We start from the raw sequence: 23137 nt of genomic DNA, 5'->3' as shown, positions 1-23137 counted from the left end.
GTGCACAGCGTGTGGCGGTGAGCGAGGTGGACGTATGGACCTGTCCCATTGGGTGTCGAGCATTGTCGCTTTCGTGCGCGCCGGTTACCCCACGGGCATGCCGGTCAACGGGTATGTGCCGCTGGCCGCCTTGTCGCGTCGGCGCGTTTCCAACGACGAGATCACCGCCATCACAAGAGAACTGATCATGCGCCGGTGTCCGCCGATCAGCACCACCGATGTCGGGGTGGCGATCACCCGCGTCACCAACGAGCTGCCCTCCCAGGACGACATCGAGCGCGTGGAACGTCGGCTGCACGCGATCGGTTGCGCGAGCGCATAGGTTGTGACGCCGAACATCGAAGACCCGACGTCCGGCCGGCGTGATCAAGAGATTCGGCGTCCGTCCGTGCCGAAGAAGTGCAAGTGCCCGGGTTCGGGGTGCAGGCGCACGCGGCTGCCCTTTTCCGGAGGGTGCCGCCCGTCGGCGCGGGCGACGACGGGCTGACTGATCACGTTGCCCGAGCCGGTGATTCGACCGTAGAGGTAGGCGTCCGCGCCGAGCTCCTCGACCACGTCGACCTCCATCTCCACCCCCAGACCGCCGAGTTCGAAGTGCTCGGGACGCACCCCGACCACGACCTCGGTTGCGGCGTGGGCCATCTCGCGCGGCAGCTTGATCGGCCAGTCCCCCAGCGACACCGAGGAGTCCACGATGGGCAGGGTGAACAGGTTCATCGCCGGCGACCCGATGAATCCGGCGACGAACACGTTGTCCGGGTTGCGGTAAAGCTCGCGTGGCGCCGCGAACTGCTGTAACACGCCGTCGCGCAGCACCGCAACCCGGTCCCCCATGGTCATCGCCTCCACCTGGTCGTGGGTGACGTAGACCGTGGTGGTTCCGAGCCGGCGCTGCAGCGCGGCGATCTGGTTGCGGGTCTGCACCCGCAGTTTGGCGTCGAGATTGGACAGCGGCTCGTCCATCAGGAACACCTGGGGTCGGCGCACGATCGCGCGGCCCATCGCCACCCGCTGGCGCTGCCCGCCGGACAGGTCCTTGGGTTTGCGGTCCAGGTACGGTTGCAAGTCAAGCAGTTTGGCCGCTGCCAGCACCTGCTCGCGGATCTCGGACTTCGGGGTTTTGGCGATCTTCAGCGCGAACCCCATATTCTGGGCCACGGTCATGTGTGGGTAGAGCGCGTAATTCTGAAAGACCATCGCGACGTCGCGATCCTTGGGATCGACGTTGGTGACGTCGCGGTCCCCGATCCGGATGCGCCCGGAATCCAGCGTCTCGAGCCCCGCCACCATCCGCAGGGACGTCGTCTTGCCGCAGCCGGACGGTCCGACCAGGACGACGAATTCGCCGTCGCCGACGTCGAGGTCGAGGCTGTCCAGCGCGGGTCGATCCGCGCCCGGATAGCGCCGCGTCGCCCGCTCGAAACTCACCGAGGCCATGGCTATCCGTTCATTCCGGTGACGGCGATGCCGCGGACGAAGGAGCGCTGCGCGACGGCGTAGATGATGACCAGCGGCACCATGATCAGCATCGAGGTGGCCATGATCACCGGCCAGCGCGCGACGTATTCGCCCCGCAGCCGAACCAGGCCGAGGGTCAACGTCGCGAGGCTGTCGCGTTGGAGCATCAGCAAGGGCCACAGGAAGTCGTTCCACACGTTGACCCACGTGAGCACCGCGAGCACCAGCACCGCCGGCCTCGCGTGCGGCAGCAGGATCCGCCAGTAGATCTGCCAGGGCGAGCAGCCGTCGAGAATTGCCGCCTCCTCGAGATCGGTGGGCAGCGTGCGGAAGAACTGCCGCATCAGGTAGGTGCCGAACGCGCTGCCGAACAGGCCGGGCACGATCATGGCCCACGGGGTGTCCACCCAGCCCAGGCTCCGCATCAGGATGAACTGCGGGATCACGGTCACGGTCAGCGGCACCATCAGGGTGCCCAGGTACAACACAAACAGCGTGTCGCGGCCGCGGAACCGCAGCCGCGCGAACGCATATCCGGCCAGGGAGCAGAAGAACACCTGCCCTGCCGTGACGCAGCCCGCGTACAGCACGGTGTTGAAGAACATGCGCCAGAACGGCATCAGCGAGAACACCTCGGTGTAGTTCGACCACCGCGGGTGCGCCGGCAACAGCCGCGGCTCGGTGACCTCGCCCTCCCTCTTCAACGAGCCGGACACCGCCCAGGCGATCGGGAACAGCCAGCACCACGCGATCGCGAGCAGCGCGGCGTAGACCGCGACGCCGCGAAAGACGCTACGGGTGAACACCCGCTCAGCCGAGACCACCGGACGCCTCCAAAGAACGCTGACGCGTGAGCCGCAACTGCACCACGGTCAGAACGAGCAGGATCGCGAACATCACCCACGCCAGCGCCGACGCGTAGCCGAATTCCAGGAACGAGAACGCGTGCTGGAACAGCATGATGCCCAGCACGTAGGTCGCACTTTCCGGGCCGCCGTTGGCGCCGTTCAGGACGTACACCATGTCAAACGCCTGGAACGCGTGGATGATCGAGATGACCACCACGAACGACATGGCCCCTCGGATCAGCGGCACCGTGATGAACACGAACTGCCGTATCTCGCCCGCGCCGTCGATTTTGGCGGCCTCGTACACCGTTTCGGGGACCCCTTGCATCGCGGCCAGCAGGATGACGGTGGCGAACGGCACGCTGCGCCAGACGCTGACCATGCACAGCGACACCATGGCCCAGTGGGGATCCACCAGCCACGGGATCGGACCGATCCCGACCCACCCGAGCATGATGTTGAGCAGCCCGTTGTCGGTGTTGAAGACGAACTGCCAGACGACCGCCATCACCACCGACGAAATGGCCAGGGGCAGAAAGACAATGGTCCGGAAGATGCCAATGCCCCTGACTTTCCGGTTCAGCGCGCCGGCCACCAGCAGGCTGACGGCGATGGTCGGCACGACGGTGCCGAGGGTGAAGATCACCGTGTTGCGGATGGCGATGAGAAACAGCGGATCGGAGGTGAACAGCTCGTCGAAGTTCTTCAGCCCGACGAACTTTGGCGGCCTGAACACGTCCCAGTCCTGGAAACTCATGTACAGCGAGAAGACGAGCGGGAAGATCATGAACACCGCGACCGCCGCCAGGTTCGGCGCCACGAAAAGGCGGCCGGCCCGCGCGCGTCGCCGCAAGGGACCGGATCGTTCGGCCCGGTTGCCGGTATCGGTCGATGTCATGGATTGCGCAGCACCTCGTCGAGGGCGGGCGACAGCGAGGTCAGCGACGACGCCGGCCGGGACCCGCGCAGCACGGGCCCGAAGCTGCGGTCCATCAGGGCGACGATCTTCTCCCACGCCGGTGTGACCGGCAATCCGTCCGAATACGCCGGTCCCCCGGTGAGCACCGCGAGATTGCCGATCCTGTGGTGTGATTCGGCGAAGCCGGTCGAGTCGAGCGCGGACCGCAGCACCGGCACGAAGAGGGTGGATTCACCGGTCAGCGCCTGGCCGACGGGGCCGGTCGCGAATTTGACGAATTCCCATGCCTGGTCCCTGCGTTGGCTGCTCGCGGAGATGGCCAGCCCCGTGGCGCCGATGTTGGAGCGGGCGGCCTGACCCTGCCGTCGCGGCCCCACCGGCAACGGGGCGACATCGAAATCGAGGTCCTCGGCTCTGATGAACGTCTGGTATCGCCAGTGACCGCCCATCGCGATCGCGGCCTTGCCCGACGCGAACAGGTCGGGCGTGGACATCGACTGCACCTCGGACGCATCAGGTGCCACCCGATGCTTGTTGGCCAGGTCGGCGTAGAACTGCACCGCCTCGATGAACGCGTCGTCGCCGAAATTGAAGTGGGTCGGGTTCGTCAGCGGGGTGGACCACGGCACCCCGTTGTTCATGGCGAACAGCCCGGCCGAATAGTACGAGAACCACAGGTTGACGAAACCCCATTGCGAGGCTCGCCCGGATGCGTCTCGCTTGGTGAGGGCCTGGGCCGTGTGGAGGAACTCGGCGAAATTCCACGACCGCTCCCACGTGGGGGGTGGCGGCGGCAGGCCGGCCTCGGCGAACAGCCGCTTGTTGTAGAACAGGTAGTTTCCCGACCACTGCTCCGGCAGCGCGTACTGGCCCCCGTTGAAAGTGAAGGTGTCATACAGCGACGGGATGCTGTCCGACTTGAGTTCCGCCGCGAAGGCCCGATCGCGGGCCAGCATCGTGTTGAGGTCCAGCAACACGCCGCGGTCGGCGAGTTCGGCGTAGGTCAGTTCCCACGCCATCAGCACGTCGGGACATTTGCCGCCGGCGCAAAACGTCGACAGCTGCTGCATCACGCCCGGCGCGGACAGCACCGGCCGGACCTTGATGTCGGGATGGCGGCGCTGGAATTCCTCGACGATGCGCAACCTGCGATCCCGCTCGTCGGGGTTGGCGGCGAAGAAGAACGTCAGCGCATCGTCGTCGGGGGCGCAGCCCGCGGCCCACGGCGCCAGCGAGGCGGCGGTGAGCGCGCCCGCGCCCCGCAGCAGGCTTCGCCGCCCGAACGGCTTATCGAGCATCGCGCTCCCGATGTTGCCCGGCAGCCGGCGGCCGTGCCGGCTGTCTCCGGTGTCCTTGGTACCCGATCCGGCTGTGGTGCTGCTGACCTGGCGGTGCCGGCAGCGCGAGGACGGCCCGGCGCAGGCGGTCCGGATCGCCGGTGATGTCGATGGTGTGGATGCGGTTGTCGGCTCCCACACCGATCCGCAGGAGGACCTGCGCGCGCCCGCGCGGCGCGATCACGATGCCCGGCGCGCCGTCGACGAGCAGGACGGCGCCGGCCCGTGCGCGCCGGGTGAAGTGGCGAGTCTCCTCGGCGACCTCGCGCGCACCGCGCAGCTCGGCCGGCACGCCCGCCGGCACCAGCGCGGGGTCGACCCGGCGCACGACGTCGGGCGCCAGCAACCCGATCAGGGTGGCGATGTCGCCGCCGCGGGACGCCGCCAGGAACGCTTCCACCACCTTCAGGTGTTCGGCCGTCCGGGCGGACCCGACGGCCGGACCGGCGTGCAACCGGCCGCGGGCCCGGCTGGCCAGCTTCTTGGCGGCCGTCGGCGACCGGTCCAGCAGGCCGGCGATCGTCTCGAACGGCACGGCGAACACGTCGTGCAGCACGAACGCGACCCGCTGCGCGGGTGAGAGCCGGTCCAGCACCACCAGCAGTGCGGTGCTGACCGAGTCGGTCAGCACCGCGGATTCGTCGGCCGGCGCCGTCTCCGTCGCCGTCGACGCGAGGCGGTCCAATTCCTCGGGGTCGGCGAGCGGTTGCTCGGCGCGCCGCTTTCGCGCCCGGAGCTGGTCGATCGCCTCGCGGGCGGTGATCGTCGTGAACCAACCGGTGAGGTTCTCGACTTCCTTTGCTGCGTCGCATCCGTGGCGACTGGCCTTCAGCCACGCCGACTGCACGGCGTCGTCGGCGTCGGCGAGCGAGCCGAGCAGTTGAAACGCGACCGACCTCAGGTGTCGTCGATCAGCGTCGAACCGTTGCGCGAGATCCGCCAGATCTGTCGGCGCGTCCATGGGTCACCTTTCCTGCGCGGGAGTCGTCAAGAAGATGAGCGCATCCATCGAACTCTCTGTCGCAAAGGAGACCGGCACCATGACCCTACCGATTGTGCGCCGCAACGTGCTACGCGGCCATCCGGCTCGCCGCTGCGGAAACACCTGTAGCGCAAGGGATTGACTCAGATGCATACCGCATGCCTGGTGATCACACTGACAACCGCCGTCGTCACCGCTGCAATCGCGGTGGCGGACCTCGTTCCCGCCGGGTTCGTCCTGGCCAACTCCGCCGAGGTCGGGGTGCCGCGCTCGTGGTTGCCGCCACTGGCTGCTGCGAAGCTGGCCGGGGCCGCCGGGCTGGTGGTGGGCCTGCTGGGCGTGCCGACCCTGGGAATCGCGGCCGCCGTGGGGCTGGTGCTGTTCTTCGTCGGCGCGGTCATCACGCACCTGCGGGCCGGCGTGCTGTACAACATCGCGTTTCCCGGCGCCTACCTGTGTCTGTCCGCGGCGACGCTGGCTCTGCTGATCGCGCACTGAGCGCGCCGCCCGGTCAAGCCGGAAAGTAGCGGATCCGGTCGATCGCGTTGCCCGGCCACGGCGCATCGACGAACATGATGCCGCGGCCGTGGGCCGAGTTCGCCGACACCGCGACCGCGGAACCGGCGCCGATGATCTTGGTCCAGCGGACTCCGTCGAGTTGCTCGACGAGTTCGGCGATGTCGAGCGGATCATCGTCACCCAAAGTGATTGGGGCAGTGCGTGATAACGCGCGCAGCGCGGGCTCGTCCTTGCGCGCGACGGCATCGACGAACACCTCCGCCAGCCTCTTGTGCCGCGCGCCGGGCCGCCGGAAGCCGGCCATGAATCCGACGGTCCCCCGCAAGCCCTGGTTGGCCAGCAGATTTCGCGACAGCCGCACCGCGGGTGCCGCTGCGCGCGAACCGTTACGCAGAAACTGCAGCATCATCGCCGGCAACTCCCAGTAGGCGCGCAGTGCGCCAATCCGCCACTGGCCGTTCGCTTCTCGGAGGTCGTAGCGCAGAATCGCGGGAATGTACATCGTCACGGCGGGGCCCATCGCGACCTCGAGCTCGAGGTCTCGCAGGACGACGGTGCCGAACACGATGTCGAGGTCGCGATGGAATCTGATGTCGCGCGGACCGATGAAAGTGTCGTAGAACCGGCCGATCTCGATGTGCCCGCGGTGCGGGCGGGATCCCACCGGGTCTTCGATGCGGCCGTCGGCGGTGAACAGCCCCACCCACCCGGCGCGGTCGTGCGCGGCGGCCGCCCGTGGCGAGCCCTCGACGGCGGCGAGCAAGCGCTCCCGATCCAGCGGCACCACCATCAGCGGCCGCCCACCAGCTCGATGCCGTGGCCTCGCATCTCCGTCAGCGCCGCCGCGGCCGAGTCCGCCGCCACCGCCGCGGTCAGGTCCACCAGCACGCGGGTGGCCAGACCGGCCCCCGCCGCGTCCTCGGCGGTCCGCCGCACGCAGTGGTCGGTGGCGATGCCGACCACGTCGACCTCATCGACCCCGCGCTGCCGCAACCACTCGAGCAGCGGGGTCCCGTGCTCGTCGACGCCCTCGAAGCCGCTGTAGGCGGCGGCCGAGGCGCCCTTGCGAAAGACGGCCTCGATCGGGCCGGTGTCGAGGTCGGGATGAAAATCCGCACCGGCACTGCCCGCCACGCAGTGCGGGGGCCACGTCGACGCGAAGTCCGGATGGTCGGAGAAGTGATCACCGGGGTCGACGTGGCAGTCCGCCGTCGCCACGACATGGTCGTAGCCGGGCCCGCGGGCCAGGTAGTCGTTGATCGCGGAAGCCAGGTGCGCGCCGCCGCGAACCGGCACCGACCCGCCCTCGCAGAAGTCGTTTTGCACGTCGACGATGATCAACGCTCGCACGGCCTCCACCCTAGCCCCGGCGCCCCGCGAGCTGGGCGTTTGGCCGGAGCCACGGGCGGCCCGGTTTGTTTGCCGGTCGGTCGGGTAACCCAGCTGCCATGTTGATCCGCAGAATCGCCAGGCCCCTCTTGTCAGCGGTATTCATCGGCCAGGGCATCGACTCGCTCCTCAACCCCAAGCCCGCGGCGGAGGCCGCGGCGCCGGCGGTCGACGGCCTTCGATCCCTCCCGGATCCGGTGGGTAGCAGCATTCCCAGCGACCCCCAGACGTTCGCTCAGATCAACGCGGCGGTCCAGATCGGCGGCGGCCTGCTGCTGGCGACCGGCAAAGCGCCGCGGATCGCGTCGGCGGCGCTCGCGTTCACGGTGTTGCCCGCCAACCTCGGCGCACACATGTTCTGGAGCGAGAACGACCCGCAACTCAAAGCCCAGAAGCGCAAGGACTTTCTGACCGACCTGAGCCTGTTGGGTGGCCTGATGATCGCGTCCGCCGACACCGCCGGCAAGCCGTCACTGGGCTGGCGGGGCCGTCGGGCGGCGGAACGCCTCTCCGAACGGGTGTCCTCCGCGCTGCCCGGGTCCGACGATGCGTTCGACGAACTCGGGGAACGGATCGTGCACGGCCTGCAGGTGGGCGCCGAACGCGGGCGCGAACTGGCCAGCACCGCCGCCGAACGGGGCGCGCCCTACGCCGAGGCCGCCCTCGAACGCGGCCGCGAGCTCGCCAGCACCGCCGCCGAACGGGGCGCCCCGTACGCCGAGGCCGCCCTCGAACGGGGCCGCGAGCTCGCCAGCACCGCCGCGGAGAGGGGCGCGCCGCTGGCGAAGAAGGCGCGCAAACGCGGCGAGGAACTCGCGAGCACCGCCGCCGAAAGGGGCGCGCCCTTGGCCAAGAAGGCCCGCAAACGCGGCGAGGAGTTGGCCGACACGGCGCGGGACCGCGGGGTGGAGCTCGCTGAGATCGCGCGGCTGCGGGGCAGCGAGTTCGCCAACACGGCGGCAGCGCGCGGCAGCGAACTGGCCGACGCCGCCCGCGACCGTCTGGGCGACGGGGTCAGCACCCGTCGCCGCCGTCGTCCCTGGTAGTCAGACCCAGCGCGAGCGCAAGATCTCCGGCGACCACGCCGGCCAGTGCGGCGAGCCGACCGGCTGGCCGCCGCTGAGCCGGGCGACGATGCGCGGCCCGCGCAGGCGGCTGCCGTCGTAGACGGTGGCGAGATCGGCCAACGCGAGGGCTTCGGCGACCGGCCCCCATAACCGGTGGTGCCGCTGGCGGACCTTGGCCTCGGGCACGTCGTGGCCGCCGGCCCTTACGCGGTGCCGGACGCGTTCGACGGCAAGGTCTTCCGGGACGAGGAGGACATGGAGGACGACGGTGAAGCCCTCGGCGCGGGCGGTGCGGATCAGATCCAGCTTCGACGGGTGCGAAAAAACGGTCTCGGCGATGAAAGACCGGCCGAGCTCGATCAGCCGCGCGCGCGTGTCGGCCGCGACCCGCGCGGCGTCGTAGGCGTGCGACGCCGGGTCCTCGGGCCAGCGCCGGCGGGCGATCTCGTCGGCGTTGACCACCGGGCTGCCCGGCAGCAGCGGCGCCAGGGTGAAGGCGATGAACGTCGACTTGCCGGCGCCGTTCGGCCCGACCACCAGGTCCAGTCGGTTCATCGGTGGCGGTCAGCGTTTGGCCGCGAGCACCACCTCGGTGCCGTCGGGTCGGTGCTCGACGATGTCGCCGGCGTCGTTGAGGGCCACCGTGGTGATCCCCTGCCCGGCAAGCGCGGCGCCGTAGTCGGTGCGCGCCAGGCTTTCCTCGACGGCCGCCGCGATCTCGGCGTTGAACACCACGCCCTCCTCGACGGTCAGCTCGCCGGTTGCCAGATTTCCGGCCAGCGCCGCTTCGACCCGGCGCCGGGCGGCGGTGTGCTGGCTGGACACCGCGCGTCCGACCCGTGCCCAGTGGTCGAGTTGCTGCTTGGCCGAACGGCTCTGGCGGGCGCCCTCGGACGCCGCGCTGTCCATCAGGTCGGCGGCAACCCGCGTGACGCGGTCGAGAGCTTCCGCCATGGCATTCCTCCACTCGTGCAGCAGTGCGTTACAACTCGTAGCACAATGCTACACCGCACTCCGCGCCGCCACGAAGGCGTCGACGACGGCGTCGACGGGCCGTCCGGCGTCCGCGGTGCTCCCTGCCTCGTCGGGGTCGAGGGGTTCCAACGCGTCGAATTGCGAGCGCAGCAGCGCGGCCGGCATGAAATGGCCGCGCCGGGCGGCCAGCCGGCCGCCGATGAGTTCCGGTGAGCCGTCGAGGTGCAGGAATTCCACGTCGGGGCAGTACGCGCGGAGCTGGTCGCGGTAGGCGCGTTTCAGCGCCGAGCAGCTCACCACCCCGCCGTCGCGGTGGCCGGCCAACCATGCGCCGACCCGGTCCAGCCAGGGCCGGCGATCCTCGTCGTCGAGCGGTTCACCGGCGGTCATCTTGGCGATGTTGGCCGGCGGGTGCAGGGCGTCGGCGTCCACGAAGGGCACCCGCAGCCGTCGCGCCAACGCCGCGCCGACGGTCGACTTGCCCGATCCCGACACACCCATCACCACGACGGGCGGCGCGGCGGCTACTGGGACAGGTTGCGGTTCCATTCCACCCAACCGACGCCGCCGCGGCCGTCGGCCGTGCTGACGCTGACCCAGGCGCGCGGGAACTGGCTCACCCGCCCGTCCGCCGCGGTCAGCCGCACCGGCGCGTGGCCACACACCTCGAGGTCCGCGCTGATGCCACCGGGCTTGAGATCCAGTGCCGCGTTCAGCGGTAACCCGTTGGCGCCGAAGGATTCCCGCGACTCGACGGCCTCCAGCTCGGTCACGGTCCCGTCGCGCTGGACGTAGCCGACGCTGAACGCCGGGACGCCCGGGATACGGATGTTCACGCCGTGCAGGTGGGTGCCGTCGTCGAGGTGCAGGGCGCTCCAGATCCAGTCCATGCTCCACCAGTCGCGCACCCCCCAGGAGTGGTCGCGCTGGCCGGGAACCGAGTCGAGGCGATAGCTGTCGCCGCCCACTGTCACCGTTCCCGTTACGGTGCAAGGGATTTCGTAACGCGTCGTCAGCCTGTACTTGTACGGCTCGCCGTCGTTGACCCACTCCAGGTTCATCGTCAGCTGGACGGGGGTTCCCGGCTCGCCGCGCAGCAAGGCCGACGGGTCGGGGTAGGCCTGCGCATGAGCCCGCAGGTCGACGCGGTAGGCGCGCAGCGGCTCGGTCGCGGCGTGGCCCACCTCGAAGGTGTCGGTGCGCAACAGCCACGGATCCTCCGGCAGCGGGATTTCGGCGTCGACCGCCACGGTCGGCAGGTCCGGTCCGCACAGCAGCGCGTGCACCAGGGCCTTCTGCTGGTTGGCTATCCGGCCGATGCGAAACCAGCCACCCAATCCCTGTGCCGCATCGGCGAAGTCGGCGTACCAGCTCTCGCTCCACAGCGGTTCGGCGGTGGGGGCGTGCGAGAGTTCGTCCTCTTCGCTCGGCCGCAGCGGCTCCGGCTTTGCCGCGCCCGGCGCGGCATCGGGAAGGGTCGCCAGCGCGTCGGTGTCGAGCACGTGGTCGCAGTTGCGTTGCAGCATCGTCATGAACATCCGGTCGCCGCGGTCGGTGCGCTCCACCAGCATCGAGGAGACGATCGCCATCATCACGCCGAAAAAGCTCTGGCGGCGGACCCCTTCGGCGACGTCGGCGACGCTGATCGGCGCCCCCGGGCCCAGCGCCTCCTGGTAGGCGCGCAGCAATTCGTCGTAGCGCTCGCGGCGATCCTGCGTCCGCAGCGCGCAGCCGAGGAAGTAGGACAGATCGGTCAGCGCCGGTCCCCAGGACACGGTCTGCCAGTCCACCACGGTCAGCGGCCGGTCGGCCCCGGCGGTGCCGAACAACATGTTGTCCAACCGGTAGTCGCCGTGCACCAGGCCCCGGATCCGGTCCGCCGCCGACTCCTGGGCGAGGTAGCCGTCGAACGCGGCCACCAGGCGCTCGCACACAACCCGGTGCTCGGGTGCGATCTGGTCGCCGTAACGGTCGATGAAGCCGGCGTACAACGGCGCGATCATCGCCTGGCTGAGCGGCGAGTCGCGGTTGAGCCACGGCGCGTCGGCCAGCGACGCGTCCCCGAGCAGCGGCCCGTGCAGCCGCCCCAGCTCGACGACGCCGAGGAGCGCCTGTTCGGTTGTGGCGCCTGCGATTTCGTCGCCCACGACGGCGGGGCCGGCGTCGCCGAGCAGCAGGTCGAACGCGCCGGTCGCGGTGTCGACGGCGGCGTGGTAGCAGGGCGCGATCGGCCCGCCCAGGCCCGGCGCGATGTCGCCGTAGAAGCGGACTTCGCGCTCGTAGAGTCCCAGCGCCGCCCCCGTCTGCCGGCTCACCGGGTCGGAGGCCGCGACCTTGAGCACCACCGACTCGGGCCCGTCGGTAGCTGGGTCCGCGTAGGTGATCCGGACGCGATAGCACTCACTCATCTGGCCGGTGCCGATGCGCTCCACGGCGAAGTCGGCAATGGGTCCGGAGCCGACCGCGGCGGCCAGCCAGGGTGCCGTGAGATCGCCGGGTCGCTCGATGACTTGCTCGGTGTCGGCATGCATGACGGTCAGCGTGCCAGGTCAACGCGCCAAGGAGAAGCCGTCCCACGCCATTCGGCGGTGCGGGTGCGGATCGAACTCGATCCGGCTCTTGCGGTCGAACACCATGACGGCGCGGTCGTGGGGGGTATAGGCGGGCCAATCGTCGCCCGGCGACCCGGTCCGGCCGAACGACCGCCAGCGCCGTTGCACGTGATTGCTGACCCGCAGCGCGGCGCGCCGATCGGCGGCCGCGGTCAGCAGCGCGCCGAACCGGGTGCGATAGACGTCGAACACCGCCAGCAGCTCGGTGGCATGGGTTGCGCCCAGACCCGACCAGCGCAGCGTCCGTGGGGCGTAGTCGTACCGGTATAGGTAGGTGGGCGCGTGGCTGCCGTGGGCCTCGGCGATCTGCCAGGCCGCCGAGCTGAACGCGAAGTCGCCGCCGAGCTGGATGCACGCCGACGGCGCGGGGTAATCCGGGTAGGCCGCGGTGATCCGTTCGCGCGCAGCGGGTTCCGTGTCGGCCAGCAGCTCTTCGATCATCGATTCGTTGGTCGGCAGCATCTTCAGGAAGCGTGTGAACAGGCGGCCCTCTTCGGCGTTGGTGCCCACGATCAGCGGCACCCGGTGCGCCCGGCCGGTCCGCATCGCCTCGACGGGGTCGACGGGCAGGACGTCGTCGCCGAACACCGGTCCTATCGGGAATGCGCCCAGCCGGTTCTCCATGCCCTGGTCGATCAGCCGGTGTTGGGTCTCGACGAATTGCGCCGCGGACGCCCGCATCAACACACTGGCCGCGTCGTCGCGGCGGGCCCCGATCAGGCGGGCGAAGCGCGTCGCGAATTCGGCGGCCGTTTCCCGCGACCGCACCATGCCGGAGGCGGGGCTTTCCGAGATCGCCTGGGCGAACAGGCCTTCGGCCGCCGGCACCGCAAGCAGCGTGGCGGTGATGTGCGCGCCCGCGCTCTCCCCGAAGATGGTGACCCTGCCCGGATCGCCGCCGAACTCGGCGATGTTGTCGCGGACCCACCGCAACGCCATCACCAGGTCGCGCAGGTACAGGTTGCTGTCGATGGGGTTGTCCGCGGTCGACAGCGAGGACAGGTCCAGGCAGCCCAGCGCGCCCAGCCGGTAATTCACCGACACGTACACGCAGCCGCGGCGGGCCAGCGCGGCGCCGTCATACAGCGGCGTCGCCGAGCTGCCCAGGATGTAGCCGCCGCCGTGGATGAAGACCATGACCGGTAAAGGCTTGTCGGGGGCGACTTCCGGCGTGACGACGTTGAGGGTCAGGCAGTCCTCGCTCATCGGCTGGTAGCGACCGACACCGAGCATGGTGTATCGGCGCTGCTGCGGCGCGCAGTGGGTGAAGCCGTGGCAGTGGCGCACGCCCGACCACGGCGGCGCGGGTTGGGGCGCCCGAAGCCGCAGGGGCCCCACGGGGGGCCGGGCGTACGGGATGGATCGCCAGCGGTGCACGCCGTCGCGGGTGAAGCCTTCGACGGTGCCGGCGGTGGTGCGGGCGCGGATGGTGCGCTCATGCATAACAGTGACGGTAGCCGACACGGCGGCCCGCGGCGCGAGTAGCGGCCGAATCCCGGGCGTGGCGGTTAGCCTGGCTGGATGCGGATCGCCGCGCTGGTCGCAGCCACGTTGCTGGTCGCCGGCTGCTCGCACACGACAGGCAACAACTCGGGACAGCCACCGGCCGTCTCGCCGACCCCGGGCGGGGCCGCCCCGACGACAACGACGGGGCCGTCGGGCAGCAAACCGCCGGCGCCCTCGGCCGCGCCCGGCGTCGGGGCCCCCATCTCCGACGTCGTCGCCTGGATCGAAGCAGGTCACCTCGCCGATCCCAGCCGCTATCACAGCGCGACGCGGGAGGGCGCCGCCACGCCGCTCGGCAATGACATCGCGCTGACCGCCCAAGCCGGCAAAGTTTCCTGCATGACCGATGCCAAGCACACCGGCGGTGCGCTGGCGTGCCTGGTGAACCTGACCAATCCCCCGCCGCGACCGGACACGGCCTACGGCGACTGGAAGGGCGGGTGGGTCGACTTCGACGGAACGAAGCTCCAGGTCGGGTCGGCCCGCGCCGACCCCGGTCCCTTCCTCAACGGCAACGGACCCGAGCTGGCGAACGGGGATTCGCTGTCGTTCGGCGACTACCGCTGCCGCTCCGATGAATCGGGACTGTTCTGCGTGAACTACGCCCATCAGTCGGCGGTGCGGTTCGCGACCGCCGGCATCCAGTCCTTCGGATGCCTGAAGTCGGTGCCGCCGCCGGACGGCGTCGGCACGGCGTTCAGCTGCTGAGCTTTGCACCTCAGGCGGCGCTGAATTCTGCCGCATCGGCGGTTTGGGCGTGGGACCATTTGCCGATGGACGCCGACGATCCCCAAAAGCGCATCGCTGACCTGGAACGTCAACTGGCCGAAGCCAAGGCGGCGGGGCAGGATCCCGATGATCGCGCGCGCCAGTACGCACAGTCGTTGTGGGAGGGCTTACGCTCCGGCGGTCCCGCGGGCCCCGGGGGGCCGTCCGCGCCCGAAATGGCGCAGCATCGAGAGGCTTTCATACAGGCCGCGGCCCAGGCGGGCCTTTCGCCGGAGCAGATCGACAACGTCTTCAAGCACGGCAAGGCGACGTTCAAGGTGGGGCATTCGGTCGTGTATTCCGGGCAGGGCGCCACACCGGACTACGGCGCGGTCGGCGGCATCCCACAGCCGCTCGGCTTTGGCCAACAGGTCGGCTCGAGGCGCCACGTCGCGCAGGGCCGCCGCCGGCCGTGGGGCATGCGGGGTTGGCCCGATCGGATCGGGGCGATCATCGGGGCCCTCGGCATCTGCATCGGGGCTGCGGCGTCGTTGACCGCGATGATGCCGGCGAGCGCGATGTGGACGAGCCCCTTCGTGTGCGACAGCGGGTACCAACTGGCGTACGACACCACTGCCTACAGCTACAAGCCCGGCCAGTCGGGCACCAGCGTGAGCTTCGAATGCGTCGGCGCCACGGGCTCTTACGAGCCCAGCTGGATCGCGATCGACGCGCTGCAGACGATGCTGACCACCGTGGTGTTGGGCGCCGCGGTGGCCGTGGGGTTCGTGATCTGGCGTAGCTTCCGCAGGGCGAATTAGTCGTGCCCGTCTGCGATGGCCGCGAAGTTGCTCACCAACTGACCGGCAACTCTTTCATGCCGTAGATGTCCGCCTCTTTGAACCTCAGCTCGTCCGGCGGCACCGCCAATTTCAGCCCCGGTAGCCGTCGCGCCAGCGTGGCGAATGCGACCTGCATCTCCACCCGGGCGAGATTCTGGCCTATGCATTGGTGGGTGCCGTAGCCGAAACCCAAGTGGCCACGGGTATTTCGTTCGGGGTCGAAAGTTTCGGCATCGTCGACGAATTCGGTGTCCCAATTTCCTGCGGGCAGGTTCATCAGCACCATGTCTCCGGCACGGATCGGCTGACCGCCGAGGATGAAATCCTCCGTCGCCACCCGATCCACCTGGCTGTGCACGATGCTGAGATAACGCATGAGCTCCTCGACGATGTTGGCGACAACGGCGCGGTCGTCGGTTTTACCCAGCCGGGCGAACACGTCTGGATGTTCAAGCAGCGCAACCGTTCCCAGCGAAATCATGTTGGCGCTGGTTTCGTGGCCGGCCAGCATCATGACCACGGCCGTCATGGCCGCCGTCTCGCGGGTGAGCTGCCCGGTCGCGACGTAGCCGGTGACGAGGCGGCTGATCAGATCATCACTGGGATCGCCCGCCTTGCGATCCACCAGCTGCTGGATGTAGGCATACATTGCCCCGAAGGACTCCGCCCTCTGCTCGTCCGTGGTGGTCCACTCGAGCCCACGCGTGGAGTGGTGCTGGAAGAAGCCCAGGTCTTCGGATGGCACACCCAGCAACAACGCGATCACCAGTGATGGCACCGGCAGGCCAAACTCACTGACGAGGTCCGCGGGCGGCCCGCCGGCGATCATCTCGTCGAGGTGCTGATCGACCAATGCCTGAATATGCGGCCGCATCCTCTCGCAGCGCCTGAAGGTGAAGTCACTGGTCAGCATCCGTCGCAGCCGATGGTGCTCCGGGTCGTCGATCCGCGCGAACATCACCGGGGTGGTGCTGTCCGGGCTCGCCGGCTTCATGGCGGCCGGAATGGTGTCCGCGGACAGGCGCGGATCCAGCAGCGCCGCCCTGATGTCGTGGTAGCGACTCACCACCCAGGCCGGCCGCCCGTGATACATCGCCCGTCGCAGTCCGGGCTCCTGACGCCAATTCACGAAGTCGGCCGGCGGATGAAGCGGGCACCGCGCATCGCGCGGCGCCGGTATGACGGGAAGATCCTTCTCGGAAAGCTCGGAAATCCGTGTCATATCAGCGCTTCCGCCTTAAATGTCAGCCATCTGCCAGTTATACGAAGCAGCGTAAAACCCCCGCAGGTGGCAGTCAACCGTCAGTTAGGCTGTGCAGATGACAGCGCTTGAAGACCGGCCGTTGCGGGCGGACGCGGCGCGTAACGCCGAGCGCATACTGCGCGCCGCCCGGGCCGTGTACGCGGAACTCGGGCCGGATGCGCCCATTGAAGCCGTCGCCCGCCGCGCGGGGGTCGGCGAGCGAACGCTCTACCGCAGGTTTCCGGCCAAGGCCGACCTGGTCCGGGCGGCCCTGGATCAAAGCGTCGCCGAGGACCTCACCCCGGCGATCGAGGACGCGCGAAGCGTGGAAGACCCCTTGCGTGGCCTGCACCAATTGATCGAAGCGGCAATAGGACTCGGTGCCCGCGAACGGCACCTGCTGACCGCCGCTCACCGGGCCGGGTCGCTGACCGCCGACATCTCGGACTCGCTGAACACGGCGCTCTACGAGCTGGTGCGGCGGGGCCAAGAGGCCGGGCTTGTCCGCGCCGACCTGGTCGGCGATGATCTTCCGCGCATCATCGCGATGCTCTACGCGGTGCTGCCGACGATGGATCCGGACAGCGACGGCTGGCGGCGCTACGTTGCCCTCCTGCTCGACGCCGTATCCGTGGGCGAGGCAAAGGTGCTGCCGGCCGGCGCCGCTCTGCGCATTTCGGAGCCCGGTAGCTGGCGGGTGTGAAGGTCGCGTTCGTCCCGCGACCACCCCCGGGCACACATGTACCGCCGCGGCGCGTCGTCAACGGTCAGCGCGCGTCGCCAATTGTCGGCTGCTTTGCACTCTCCAGCGGCAGTGGGGCGCCGGATGTTGTCGGCGCGGTCACGTCCATCTTCTCGGGATCCCCCCGCTGACCCGATCCTCGGTGTCGCCTTCTGATCAGCTCACTTCGGCGTCGAGATGCCGCACATCAGCGTGTCTATCAGTCCGTAATAGCGTTCGGTCGTTTCCCGCGCCGACGTCGTAACGCTGAGCATGCGGTAGAGCGTTGCTCCGATGAGTGCGTCGGTGGCAGCTTCGACATCGGCATCCGCCCGAATCTGGCCCATCGAGATTCCGGCGTGCAACCGGCGTGACACTGCATCGTGGAAACGGCCGGTGAGTTGCTGGTATAGGGTGTCGCGGTCGCTCAGGTCTTCAGCGGCGGCGGCGGCGAGAGCGCGGACGAGGGCGACATTCTCGGCAGCGGAACCGATTTCGGCGTACGCGCGCATCCAGGTTCTCAAGTCCTCGACCGTGTCTCCCGTATCCGGAAGCGTGAAGTCGGTCTGGTCGTAGGCTCGCATGACCGCCTCGGCCACCAGGGGGCCTTTAGACGGCCACCGTCGATACACCGTTTGGGTAGCCACACCGGCGATCGCTGCGACTTTGTCCATCGAGACACCGCTGTAGCCCGCTTCGACGAGCAGCGCGCGGGTGGCTTCAAGGATCGCCTCGTGCACGGCCGCGCTCCGCGGTCGCCCCCGCCGAGATTGGCTCACATGAAGAACCTAGAGCAATGGTTCGACCGCGCGCCTAGGCAACGGCGCCATGATGTGTAACGATTAACGAGAAAATTCTTCTCGTAATTGTTGGTGGTCGTCGCCGACGGCGTGCGTCTGGTCGTGAAGGTGGGTACATGCGCGAGCTGTGCGTCATCACCGGAGGCGCGGGTGGCATGGGACTGGCCACGGCAAAGATCGTCGGGCAAGACCGGCTGGTGGTCGTCAGCGATGTCAACCCCAGCCGCCTACAAGCCGCGTCAGCCGAATTACAGAGCCTCGGAATCGATTGCGTGACGGTCGAATGCAACGTGACCGACCGCTCCTCGGTCTCAGAGCTGATCGCCACCGCAACGTCGTCGGGCTCGGTGACCTCGGTGATCCACACGGCGGGTGTCAGTCCTAGCATGGGCGACGCCGAGCACATCCTGCGCATCAACGCGTTGGGCACGGTCCATGTCAACGAGGCGTTCCTCCCGCTGGCGCGTGAGGGGTTCGCGATCGTCAATGTCGCGTCCATGGCCGCGCACATGTTCCCTCGGTTGTTCATACCCAAGCGACGGTTCAAGGACGCTCTGCGCAACGAGGACCGATTCATGGCCAAGATGAGCGCCGCCTGCAACATCGTGCCGACCGGAATACGCCCCGGTTTGGCGTACTCCATCAGCAAGAACTTCGTGACGTGGTACTGCGCCTCTCAAGCGGCCCGATTCGGCAGCCACGGCGCACGCATCGTCTCGGTGTCTCCGGGCAGCATCGACACCGAGATGGGCAGGCTGGAGGAGCGAGCCGGATCGGGCGCGATGGTGAAACTGGCCGCGTTGAAGCGCTTTGGGAAGCCCGAGGAGGTCGCCGAAGTGCTGGCTTTTTGCGCTTCGACCAAGCCCGGCTACCTCACCGGTGTGGACATCGCCTGCGACGGTGGCGTTCTGGCGGCGTTCACGCCCAAAAACTTACTGAAGGTAGCAGCACACAACGCGCAGCCCCGCATTCACCGAATGAGGACGACATCGCCATGAACAACATCGACACGCGCAGCGAGCGCACACGCCAAGCGCTCGGCCTCCTGGGCGGCCTGATCGGTGTGGCGCACTTCCTCGTTCCGCGGATCTTCGATCCCTTCAATCGCCTCGGTTTCCCCAACCACGCTCGCACTTTCACCTACCTCAACGGCGCGATCGAAACGGCGCTCGGCGTCCTCCTGCTGCGCGCAGACACGCGTCGACCAACGGCCGTCTTGTCCGCCTGCTACATCACCTATTTGACGATCAGCATCCTTCGTACCCAACTCCGCATGCGGTCGTCAGAATAGGAACGACGGTGTCGATCAGCCAGACCGCCCACAAGGCAGCCCAAACCCTCAGTCCGGTCGCTCGCGCCGTGCGGATGAATGTCGCCGCCGCCATCCGGACCCGCCGACGCGGCTACGACGGCTGGACCGGCGCCATCAACACCGACTACGATCCGCAGAACCCCGCCACCGCCGCGGACCCGTTCGACGCTTACCGCGCCCTGCACCGAAGCGGCAGAGTGCACTATAACCCCAGGCGCGCCACCTTCATCCTCAGCCGGCTTGACGACGTGCGGGCCGCGTTGCGCGACACCGACCAGGTCACCAGCGCCCAAGGGGTAACCCGACTGAGGATCTCGGGCCCGCTGGCAGTGGTCACCGACGGCGAAGAACACGCCCGGCTGCGCAAGCAAGTCCAACCGGGATTCAGCAAGGGCGCCATGAAGTCCTGGCAGGAGATGACCGAGAAGCTGGCCACCGACCTCGTCACCGACGTGCTGAACGACCCGGGCTGCGATGTCGTACAGCGCTTGGCCATACCGATGCCGATCAGCCTGATCGCCCAGATCCTCGGAATACCCGACACCGACATCGGCGACTTCCGCCGTTGGTCCGAACGCGCCGTCGGAGTCATGGACCTGACGCCCACGCTGTCCAGTCTCGTCGATGCGGCCAAGACGATGTCGGCGATGTTGGCGTTACAGCGTTATTTCACAGGCCAATTCGCCACGGGTGGACTCAAGGGGTCCAACACCGTGCTCGGGCGGCTCATCGAGCACAACACCGACGGCAGCCTCACCGACAGTCAGCTTCTGCTCATCGCCATCCACCTGCTGATCGCGGGCAATGAAACAACGACCAACCTGCTGGGCGGAATGTTCGACACGCTCGCCCGCCGGCCGGATCAGTACGACCTGATCCGCGCCAACCCCGACCTGATCCCGCTCGCGGTGGAGGAGCAGCTACGCATCACCACTCCCATCCAGAACCTCTACCGCTACACCCGGGCCGACTACCCAATCGGCGACGTCACCATCCCCACCGGATCACGCGTGCTGCTGTCCTTCGGCGCGGCCAACCGCGACCCCACCGCGTTCGACGACCCCGACGAGTACCGGGCCGACCGCGACCCGCGAACGCACGTCGCGTTCGGCTACGGCGCGCATATGTGCCTGGGGGCACCGCTGGCCCGCATGGAAGCCCAGGCCGTGCTGCGGCAACTCGTCACCCGCGTCGCCCGAATCATTCCCGAGGGCGCGACGCAGTGGTCGACGCACAGCTCGCTCCGCGGACCGACCCACTTGCCGATCCGCCTCACCCCGGCCTGACATAGACCATTGCTAGTACGCCAACGAGACCCAGCCTCCTAGGGGCCCGCTTCGAGCACCCGAATCTCGCCCGTGGCGCCGTCGACCTCGACGAGGGCACCCGGTCGCAGGGACCGGGTCGCCCCCGCAACGTCGACCACACACGGGAAACCGAATTCGCGGGCCACCACGGCGGCGTGCGACATCGGGCCACCGAGCTCGGTCACCACGGCCGCGGCGTAGCAGAACGCGGCGGTGTAGCCGACGTCGGTGGCCTCGGCGACGAGGATCTCGCCCGGTTGCAGGTCGTCGATCGTTTCGGGCCGCACGATCCGCACCCTGCCACGCACCCGGCCGCCGCAGACGCCCACCCCGCGCAGGGTGTCCCCGCCCGCCAGCGCCGGCGCCGACGTCGTGGTCGGCTGCCAGCTCCCGCTGAACACCGTCGGCGGAACGACACCGGCCAGCCGGCGCTGCTCGGACCGCCGCGCCGCCACCAGCTTCGCGACATCCGGTGGCAGAGCATCGAGTTCGTCGACCAGGAGATAGAACACGTCGTCGGCGCTTTCGAAGACCTCGGCGTCGACCAGCCGCCGGCCGTACTCGCGCAGCAGGCCACGCAGCACCCAATTGGCCCGCACCACTTTGTCGCGGCGGGTTTCGCGATCCCGCAATTGCCGCACCGCCAGAGCCGCGACCGGCTTGGCGTGCAACGGAATCGCCGGATGCACCGGCTGCGGCGCGGCAGCCGCGCTGAGGGTCTTGGTCACCATTCGGACCAGCAACTCCGGATCGTCGGCGTAACTCGTTGACAACATCTCGAGCTCCGCGGGGCCACGATGCCCGATCAGCGCCAGCTCGGCGAGCACCGCGGCGTGGAACTCGGGGGCGTCGACGGCCAGCTTGCCGAGGCGCTCCCCCGGTTCACCCAGCAGGCGAACCACATCCGGATCGCGTTGTGCGGCAGCCGCCAACCGCTGCATGGCCTCCACCGACCGGGCACTGACGAGTTCCGGGCCGGCCTGCGGCGCGGTATCTCGTCCGCACAGGGCGCGCAACAACACGTTGTAGGCCGCGCACAGCAGGAACGAACCCGCCGCCAGCACCCAGCCGTGCACCACGTGGTCGCGCGCCAACAGGATCAGGCTGAGCAGCCGGCGGTCGTCGAGCCGGGTCAGGTCGTCGCCCGCGAGACGCTCCAACCGATCGACGTCCGCGACGAAGGCCTCGGTGTCTCCGGCCGAGCCGGCGCTCAGCCCGAGCAGGTTGACGCCGAATACCCCGATGTTGCGCAGGGTGCGCAATTGCCTTCGGGCACGGCCCGATTCCAGCGGTGGGCGCTCGTCGCCGAAGACCGGCAGAGACGCCATGCTCGGGCCGAAGAACCCACTGTTGCTGACCACCGTCGCCGGCTTGATGAAAGGAACGGTCTCGGCCATGAAATGCGCCGTCGTGATCGCGCCGTAGAGCCGGTGGGCGAACACCGCGACCATGCGCATGGCGATCTCGCGTTGGATCATCCCCCCCGGCCGCAGCCGCTCGGCGACGCACACGGCGCTGGCCCGCAGCCCGCGCACCGTCGCCGATGCCGACGACGGCGAGAACGGGCCGGGCAGCGCCTCGGACAAGTTGGTCGCCAGGAATGTCGGGAAACGCGGGTCTATCGGCGTATCGAACTCGCCGTTGACCCCTCCCGGCCCGGCCAATACCGGCGCAACACCGTCCTTCGCGGGGGCATCGACGGCGGGCAGATCCTGGATATGGGCGAGGCGCCACGGCAGCGACAGCACCCGCTTGCCCAGCGTGACCCGCCCGCGCACCGCCAGCGCGAGGTCGTCGACGCATTCGTCGGAGTTCCACGCCGGCTGGTATCCCCATTCCTCGCGCAGGCGTCTGGTATCCATCGGCGGCGCGCTCTGCACGAGTGCCAGTTCGGCGAACGGGGCAACCATCGGCACGACCGGCCGCCCGAGGGCGGCCGCGATCCGCTGGAATGTCGGCGCGCCTGACGCCGCGAGATTTATTGTCTGGCTTTTGATTTCGGTGTCGAGGACCGCGCGCGTCAGTAGCGCGAGCGCGTCGTCGAGGTGGACCAGCTGAACGGGACGATCGGCGAATCGTCCGGGAAACGCCGGCAGGGCAAAGACGCGGCGCACCCAGTTGTCGACGCCGCGACCGGCGATGAGCGCGCAGCGAATCGCCACCGATTCGGCCTCGGCTCCGGCGAGCAGCTGTTCGACGCGCGCCCGCTGCCACCCATCGATGGACGTCGGGTTCAGCGTGTCGCATTCGGTCTTCGAGGCATCTCCCCCGCCGTAGACGTGTGCCGACGACGGGAAGACGATGCGCCGGGTTCCGGCTTCGGCCATCGCGTCGAGGACGTTGCGCGTCCCGCCGATGTTGACCTGCTCGCTGTTGCGGGCCCACGCGCAATGCGCGACGACGTCCGCGCGGGTGACGGCGCGCCTGACCGCGTCGGCGTCCCGGATGTCAGCGACGACGAATTCGGCAGCGCTCGACCAACTTTCGGGCCGGTGCCGGGCGATGCCGACGACTTCGTGGCCCTGGCTGAGCAACCGGGCGGCGAGTCCGCGGCCGAGCACACCGCCGGCCCCGGTGACCGCAATCCTCACG

General features: G+C 68.8%; 24 protein-coding genes. 9 read left to right on the top strand and 15 right to left on the bottom strand.

Going from position 1 to position 23137, the window contains the following annotated elements; all coding sequences use genetic code 11:
- The first annotated feature begins 34 nt into the window (after nucleotides 1-34).
- Complete coding sequence (locus tag A5705_RS01825; RefSeq protein ID WP_067872674.1) at nucleotides 35-322, top strand: DUF3349 domain-containing protein; 288 nt, start codon at nucleotides 35-37, stop codon at nucleotides 320-322.
- A gap of 44 nt (nucleotides 323-366) precedes the next feature.
- Here the strand turns inward: A5705_RS01825 and A5705_RS01820 are convergent, their stop codons facing one another.
- The 5 genes from A5705_RS01820 to A5705_RS01800 are packed head-to-tail and all read right to left on the bottom strand — an operon-like array spanning nucleotide 367 to nucleotide 5523.
- Nucleotides 367-1437 carry an ABC transporter ATP-binding protein gene (locus tag A5705_RS01820; RefSeq protein ID WP_068274887.1) on the bottom strand — a complete coding sequence of 357 codons (1071 nt, stop codon included), beginning with the start codon at nucleotides 1435-1437 and terminating at the stop codon, nucleotides 367-369.
- A 2-nt stretch (nucleotides 1438-1439) separates the two neighbouring features.
- Nucleotides 1440-2282, bottom strand: coding sequence for a carbohydrate ABC transporter permease (locus A5705_RS01815; RefSeq protein WP_068274884.1), 843 nt, complete (start codon nucleotides 2280-2282; stop codon nucleotides 1440-1442).
- On the bottom strand, nucleotides 2269-3204 hold the full coding sequence (locus A5705_RS01810; RefSeq protein WP_067872685.1) for a carbohydrate ABC transporter permease: 936 nt from the start codon (nucleotides 3202-3204) through the stop codon (nucleotides 2269-2271). Before A5705_RS01810 ends, A5705_RS01815 begins: the two co-directional genes overlap by 14 nt.
- Nucleotides 3201-4523, bottom strand: a complete 1323-nt coding sequence (locus A5705_RS01805; RefSeq protein ID WP_068274881.1) for a sugar ABC transporter substrate-binding protein — start codon at nucleotides 4521-4523, stop codon at nucleotides 3201-3203. The genes A5705_RS01810 and A5705_RS01805 overlap by 4 nt, the downstream gene beginning before the upstream one ends.
- Nucleotides 4513-5523, bottom strand: a complete 1011-nt coding sequence (locus A5705_RS01800; RefSeq protein ID WP_068274878.1) for a sigma-70 family RNA polymerase sigma factor — start codon at nucleotides 5521-5523, stop codon at nucleotides 4513-4515. Before A5705_RS01800 ends, A5705_RS01805 begins: the two co-directional genes overlap by 11 nt.
- 168 nt (nucleotides 5524-5691) lie before the next feature.
- Between A5705_RS01800 and A5705_RS01795 the strand changes: the two genes are divergently transcribed.
- Entirely contained in the window at nucleotides 5692-6042 is a 351-nt protein-coding gene (locus A5705_RS01795) for a DoxX family protein (RefSeq protein WP_067872696.1), read from the top strand.
- Nucleotides 6043-6055: 13 nt separating this feature from the next.
- Here A5705_RS01795 and A5705_RS01790 read toward each other — a convergent pair whose 3' ends face one another.
- On the bottom strand, nucleotides 6056-6853 hold the full coding sequence (locus A5705_RS01790) for a ketosteroid isomerase family protein (RefSeq protein WP_067872699.1): 798 nt from the start codon (nucleotides 6851-6853) through the stop codon (nucleotides 6056-6058).
- On the bottom strand, nucleotides 6853-7413 hold the full coding sequence (gene pncA, locus A5705_RS01785) for a pyrazinamidase PncA (protein ID WP_082956241.1): 561 nt from the start codon (nucleotides 7411-7413) through the stop codon (nucleotides 6853-6855). Before pncA ends, A5705_RS01790 begins: the two co-directional genes overlap by 1 nt.
- Nucleotides 7414-7511: 98 nt before the next feature.
- Here pncA and A5705_RS01780 point away from each other — a divergent pair, with 98 nt between their 5' ends.
- Nucleotides 7512-8498: a DoxX family membrane protein gene (locus A5705_RS01780; RefSeq protein WP_067872705.1), complete on the top strand. Its 987-nt coding sequence runs from the start codon at nucleotides 7512-7514 to the stop codon at nucleotides 8496-8498.
- Here A5705_RS01780 and A5705_RS01775 read toward each other — a convergent pair whose 3' ends face one another.
- Genes A5705_RS01775 through A5705_RS01755 form a run of 5 tightly spaced genes read right to left on the bottom strand, consistent with a single transcriptional unit; the run spans nucleotide 8499 to nucleotide 13549 of the window.
- Entirely contained in the window at nucleotides 8499-9074 is a 576-nt protein-coding gene (locus A5705_RS01775) for an AAA family ATPase (RefSeq protein ID WP_068274875.1), read from the bottom strand.
- A 9-nt stretch (nucleotides 9075-9083) separates the two neighbouring features.
- A complete protein-coding gene (locus A5705_RS01770; RefSeq protein WP_068274873.1) occupies nucleotides 9084-9473 on the bottom strand; it encodes a hypothetical protein in 390 nt (129 codons plus the stop codon).
- A gap of 48 nt (nucleotides 9474-9521) precedes the next feature.
- A complete protein-coding gene (locus tag A5705_RS01765; protein WP_068274870.1) occupies nucleotides 9522-10043 on the bottom strand; it encodes a gluconokinase in 522 nt (173 codons plus the stop codon).
- Entirely contained in the window at nucleotides 10019-12025 is a 2007-nt protein-coding gene (locus tag A5705_RS01760; RefSeq protein WP_068274867.1) for a phosphotransferase, read from the bottom strand. Before A5705_RS01760 ends, A5705_RS01765 begins: the two co-directional genes overlap by 25 nt.
- An 18-nt stretch (nucleotides 12026-12043) precedes the next feature.
- Entirely contained in the window at nucleotides 12044-13549 is a 1506-nt protein-coding gene (locus A5705_RS01755; RefSeq protein ID WP_068274863.1) for a carboxylesterase/lipase family protein, read from the bottom strand.
- A 78-nt stretch (nucleotides 13550-13627) separates the two neighbouring features.
- Between A5705_RS01755 and A5705_RS01750 the strand changes: the two genes are divergently transcribed.
- Both A5705_RS01750 and A5705_RS01745 read left to right on the top strand, forming a co-directional pair.
- Complete coding sequence (locus A5705_RS01750; RefSeq protein WP_068274861.1) at nucleotides 13628-14320, top strand: hypothetical protein; 693 nt, start codon at nucleotides 13628-13630, stop codon at nucleotides 14318-14320.
- A 65-nt stretch (nucleotides 14321-14385) separates the two neighbouring features.
- On the top strand, nucleotides 14386-15141 hold the full coding sequence (locus tag A5705_RS01745; RefSeq protein ID WP_067872727.1) for a hypothetical protein: 756 nt from the start codon (nucleotides 14386-14388) through the stop codon (nucleotides 15139-15141).
- Between the two features lie 31 nt (nucleotides 15142-15172).
- On the opposite strand, the gene A5705_RS01740 is transcribed toward A5705_RS01745, so the two are convergent.
- Nucleotides 15173-16255, bottom strand: coding sequence for a cytochrome P450 (locus tag A5705_RS01740; protein ID WP_369829586.1), 1083 nt, complete (start codon nucleotides 16253-16255; stop codon nucleotides 15173-15175).
- A gap of 226 nt (nucleotides 16256-16481) precedes the next feature.
- On the opposite strand from A5705_RS01740, the gene A5705_RS01735 reads away from it, so the two are divergent.
- The gene (locus tag A5705_RS01735; RefSeq protein WP_068274854.1) at nucleotides 16482-17108 is read left to right on the top strand and encodes a TetR/AcrR family transcriptional regulator; all 627 of its coding nucleotides are present in this window, start codon (nucleotides 16482-16484) and stop codon (nucleotides 17106-17108) included.
- Between the two features lie 200 nt (nucleotides 17109-17308).
- On the opposite strand, the gene A5705_RS01730 is transcribed toward A5705_RS01735, so the two are convergent.
- Nucleotides 17309-17866, bottom strand: a complete 558-nt coding sequence (locus A5705_RS01730; protein WP_231964202.1) for a TetR/AcrR family transcriptional regulator — start codon at nucleotides 17864-17866, stop codon at nucleotides 17309-17311.
- Nucleotides 17867-18042: 176 nt separating this feature from the next.
- Here A5705_RS01730 and A5705_RS01725 point away from each other — a divergent pair, with 176 nt between their 5' ends.
- The 3 genes from A5705_RS01725 to A5705_RS01715 all read left to right on the top strand — a co-directional run bounded on the left by A5705_RS01725 (nucleotide 18043) and on the right by A5705_RS01715 (nucleotide 20524).
- The gene (locus tag A5705_RS01725) at nucleotides 18043-18924 is read left to right on the top strand and encodes an SDR family oxidoreductase (RefSeq protein ID WP_068274852.1); all 882 of its coding nucleotides are present in this window, start codon (nucleotides 18043-18045) and stop codon (nucleotides 18922-18924) included.
- Nucleotides 18921-19217, top strand: a complete 297-nt coding sequence (locus A5705_RS01720) for a DoxX-like family protein (RefSeq protein WP_082956235.1) — start codon at nucleotides 18921-18923, stop codon at nucleotides 19215-19217. The genes A5705_RS01725 and A5705_RS01720 overlap by 4 nt, the downstream gene beginning before the upstream one ends.
- A 74-nt stretch (nucleotides 19218-19291) precedes the next feature.
- Nucleotides 19292-20524 carry a cytochrome P450 gene (locus tag A5705_RS01715; protein WP_082956240.1) on the top strand — a complete coding sequence of 411 codons (1233 nt, stop codon included), beginning with the start codon at nucleotides 19292-19294 and terminating at the stop codon, nucleotides 20522-20524.
- Nucleotides 20525-20562: 38 nt separating this feature from the next.
- On the opposite strand, the gene A5705_RS01710 is transcribed toward A5705_RS01715, so the two are convergent.
- Nucleotides 20563-23136, bottom strand: coding sequence for a sugar epimerase family protein (locus A5705_RS01710; protein ID WP_068274846.1), 2574 nt, complete (start codon nucleotides 23134-23136; stop codon nucleotides 20563-20565).
- Between the last annotated feature and the right edge of the window lies 1 nt (nucleotide 23137).

The sequence above is a fragment of the Mycobacterium sp. E787 genome, assembly GCF_001668725.1.
Taxonomy (GTDB): Bacteria; Actinomycetota; Actinomycetes; order Mycobacteriales; family Mycobacteriaceae; genus Mycobacterium.
The sequence above is the reverse complement of the archived record's forward strand: the minus strand, read 5'-3'. Positions and strand labels throughout refer to the sequence as shown.

Excerpts from the sequence above, each read along its gene's own strand:
- A5705_RS01825 (WP_067872674.1), top strand. The coding sequence starts at position 35 with ATGGACCTGTCCCATTGGGTGTCGAGCATTGTCGCTTTCGTGCGCGCC.
- A5705_RS01820 (WP_068274887.1), bottom strand. The coding sequence starts at position 1,437 with ATGGCCTCGGTGAGTTTCGAGCGGGCGACGCGGCGCTATCCGGGCGCG.
- A5705_RS01810 (WP_067872685.1), bottom strand. The coding sequence starts at position 3,204 with ATGACATCGACCGATACCGGCAACCGGGCCGAACGATCCGGTCCCTTG.
- A5705_RS01805 (WP_068274881.1), bottom strand. The coding sequence starts at position 4,523 with ATGCTCGATAAGCCGTTCGGGCGGCGAAGCCTGCTGCGGGGCGCGGGC.
- A5705_RS01800 (WP_068274878.1), bottom strand. The coding sequence starts at position 5,523 with ATGGACGCGCCGACAGATCTGGCGGATCTCGCGCAACGGTTCGACGCT.
- A5705_RS01795 (WP_067872696.1), top strand. The coding sequence starts at position 5,692 with ATGCATACCGCATGCCTGGTGATCACACTGACAACCGCCGTCGTCACC.
- A5705_RS01790 (WP_067872699.1), bottom strand. The coding sequence starts at position 6,853 with ATGGTGGTGCCGCTGGATCGGGAGCGCTTGCTCGCCGCCGTCGAGGGC.
- A5705_RS01780 (WP_067872705.1), top strand. The coding sequence starts at position 7,512 with ATGTTGATCCGCAGAATCGCCAGGCCCCTCTTGTCAGCGGTATTCATC.
- A5705_RS01775 (WP_068274875.1), bottom strand. The coding sequence starts at position 9,074 with ATGAACCGACTGGACCTGGTGGTCGGGCCGAACGGCGCCGGCAAGTCG.
- A5705_RS01770 (WP_068274873.1), bottom strand. The coding sequence starts at position 9,473 with ATGGCGGAAGCTCTCGACCGCGTCACGCGGGTTGCCGCCGACCTGATG.
- A5705_RS01765 (WP_068274870.1), bottom strand. The coding sequence starts at position 10,043 with ATGGAACCGCAACCTGTCCCAGTAGCCGCCGCGCCGCCCGTCGTGGTG.
- A5705_RS01760 (WP_068274867.1), bottom strand. The coding sequence starts at position 12,025 with ATGCATGCCGACACCGAGCAAGTCATCGAGCGACCCGGCGATCTCACG.
- A5705_RS01755 (WP_068274863.1), bottom strand. The coding sequence starts at position 13,549 with ATGCATGAGCGCACCATCCGCGCCCGCACCACCGCCGGCACCGTCGAA.
- A5705_RS01750 (WP_068274861.1), top strand. The coding sequence starts at position 13,628 with ATGCGGATCGCCGCGCTGGTCGCAGCCACGTTGCTGGTCGCCGGCTGC.
- A5705_RS01745 (WP_067872727.1), top strand. The coding sequence starts at position 14,386 with ATGGACGCCGACGATCCCCAAAAGCGCATCGCTGACCTGGAACGTCAA.
- A5705_RS01740 (WP_369829586.1), bottom strand. The coding sequence starts at position 16,255 with ATGTATCACGGGCGGCCGGCCTGGGTGGTGAGTCGCTACCACGACATC.
- A5705_RS01735 (WP_068274854.1), top strand. The coding sequence starts at position 16,482 with ATGACAGCGCTTGAAGACCGGCCGTTGCGGGCGGACGCGGCGCGTAAC.
- A5705_RS01725 (WP_068274852.1), top strand. The coding sequence starts at position 18,043 with ATGCGCGAGCTGTGCGTCATCACCGGAGGCGCGGGTGGCATGGGACTG.
- A5705_RS01720 (WP_082956235.1), top strand. The coding sequence starts at position 18,921 with ATGAACAACATCGACACGCGCAGCGAGCGCACACGCCAAGCGCTCGGC.
- A5705_RS01715 (WP_082956240.1), top strand. The coding sequence starts at position 19,292 with ATGAATGTCGCCGCCGCCATCCGGACCCGCCGACGCGGCTACGACGGC.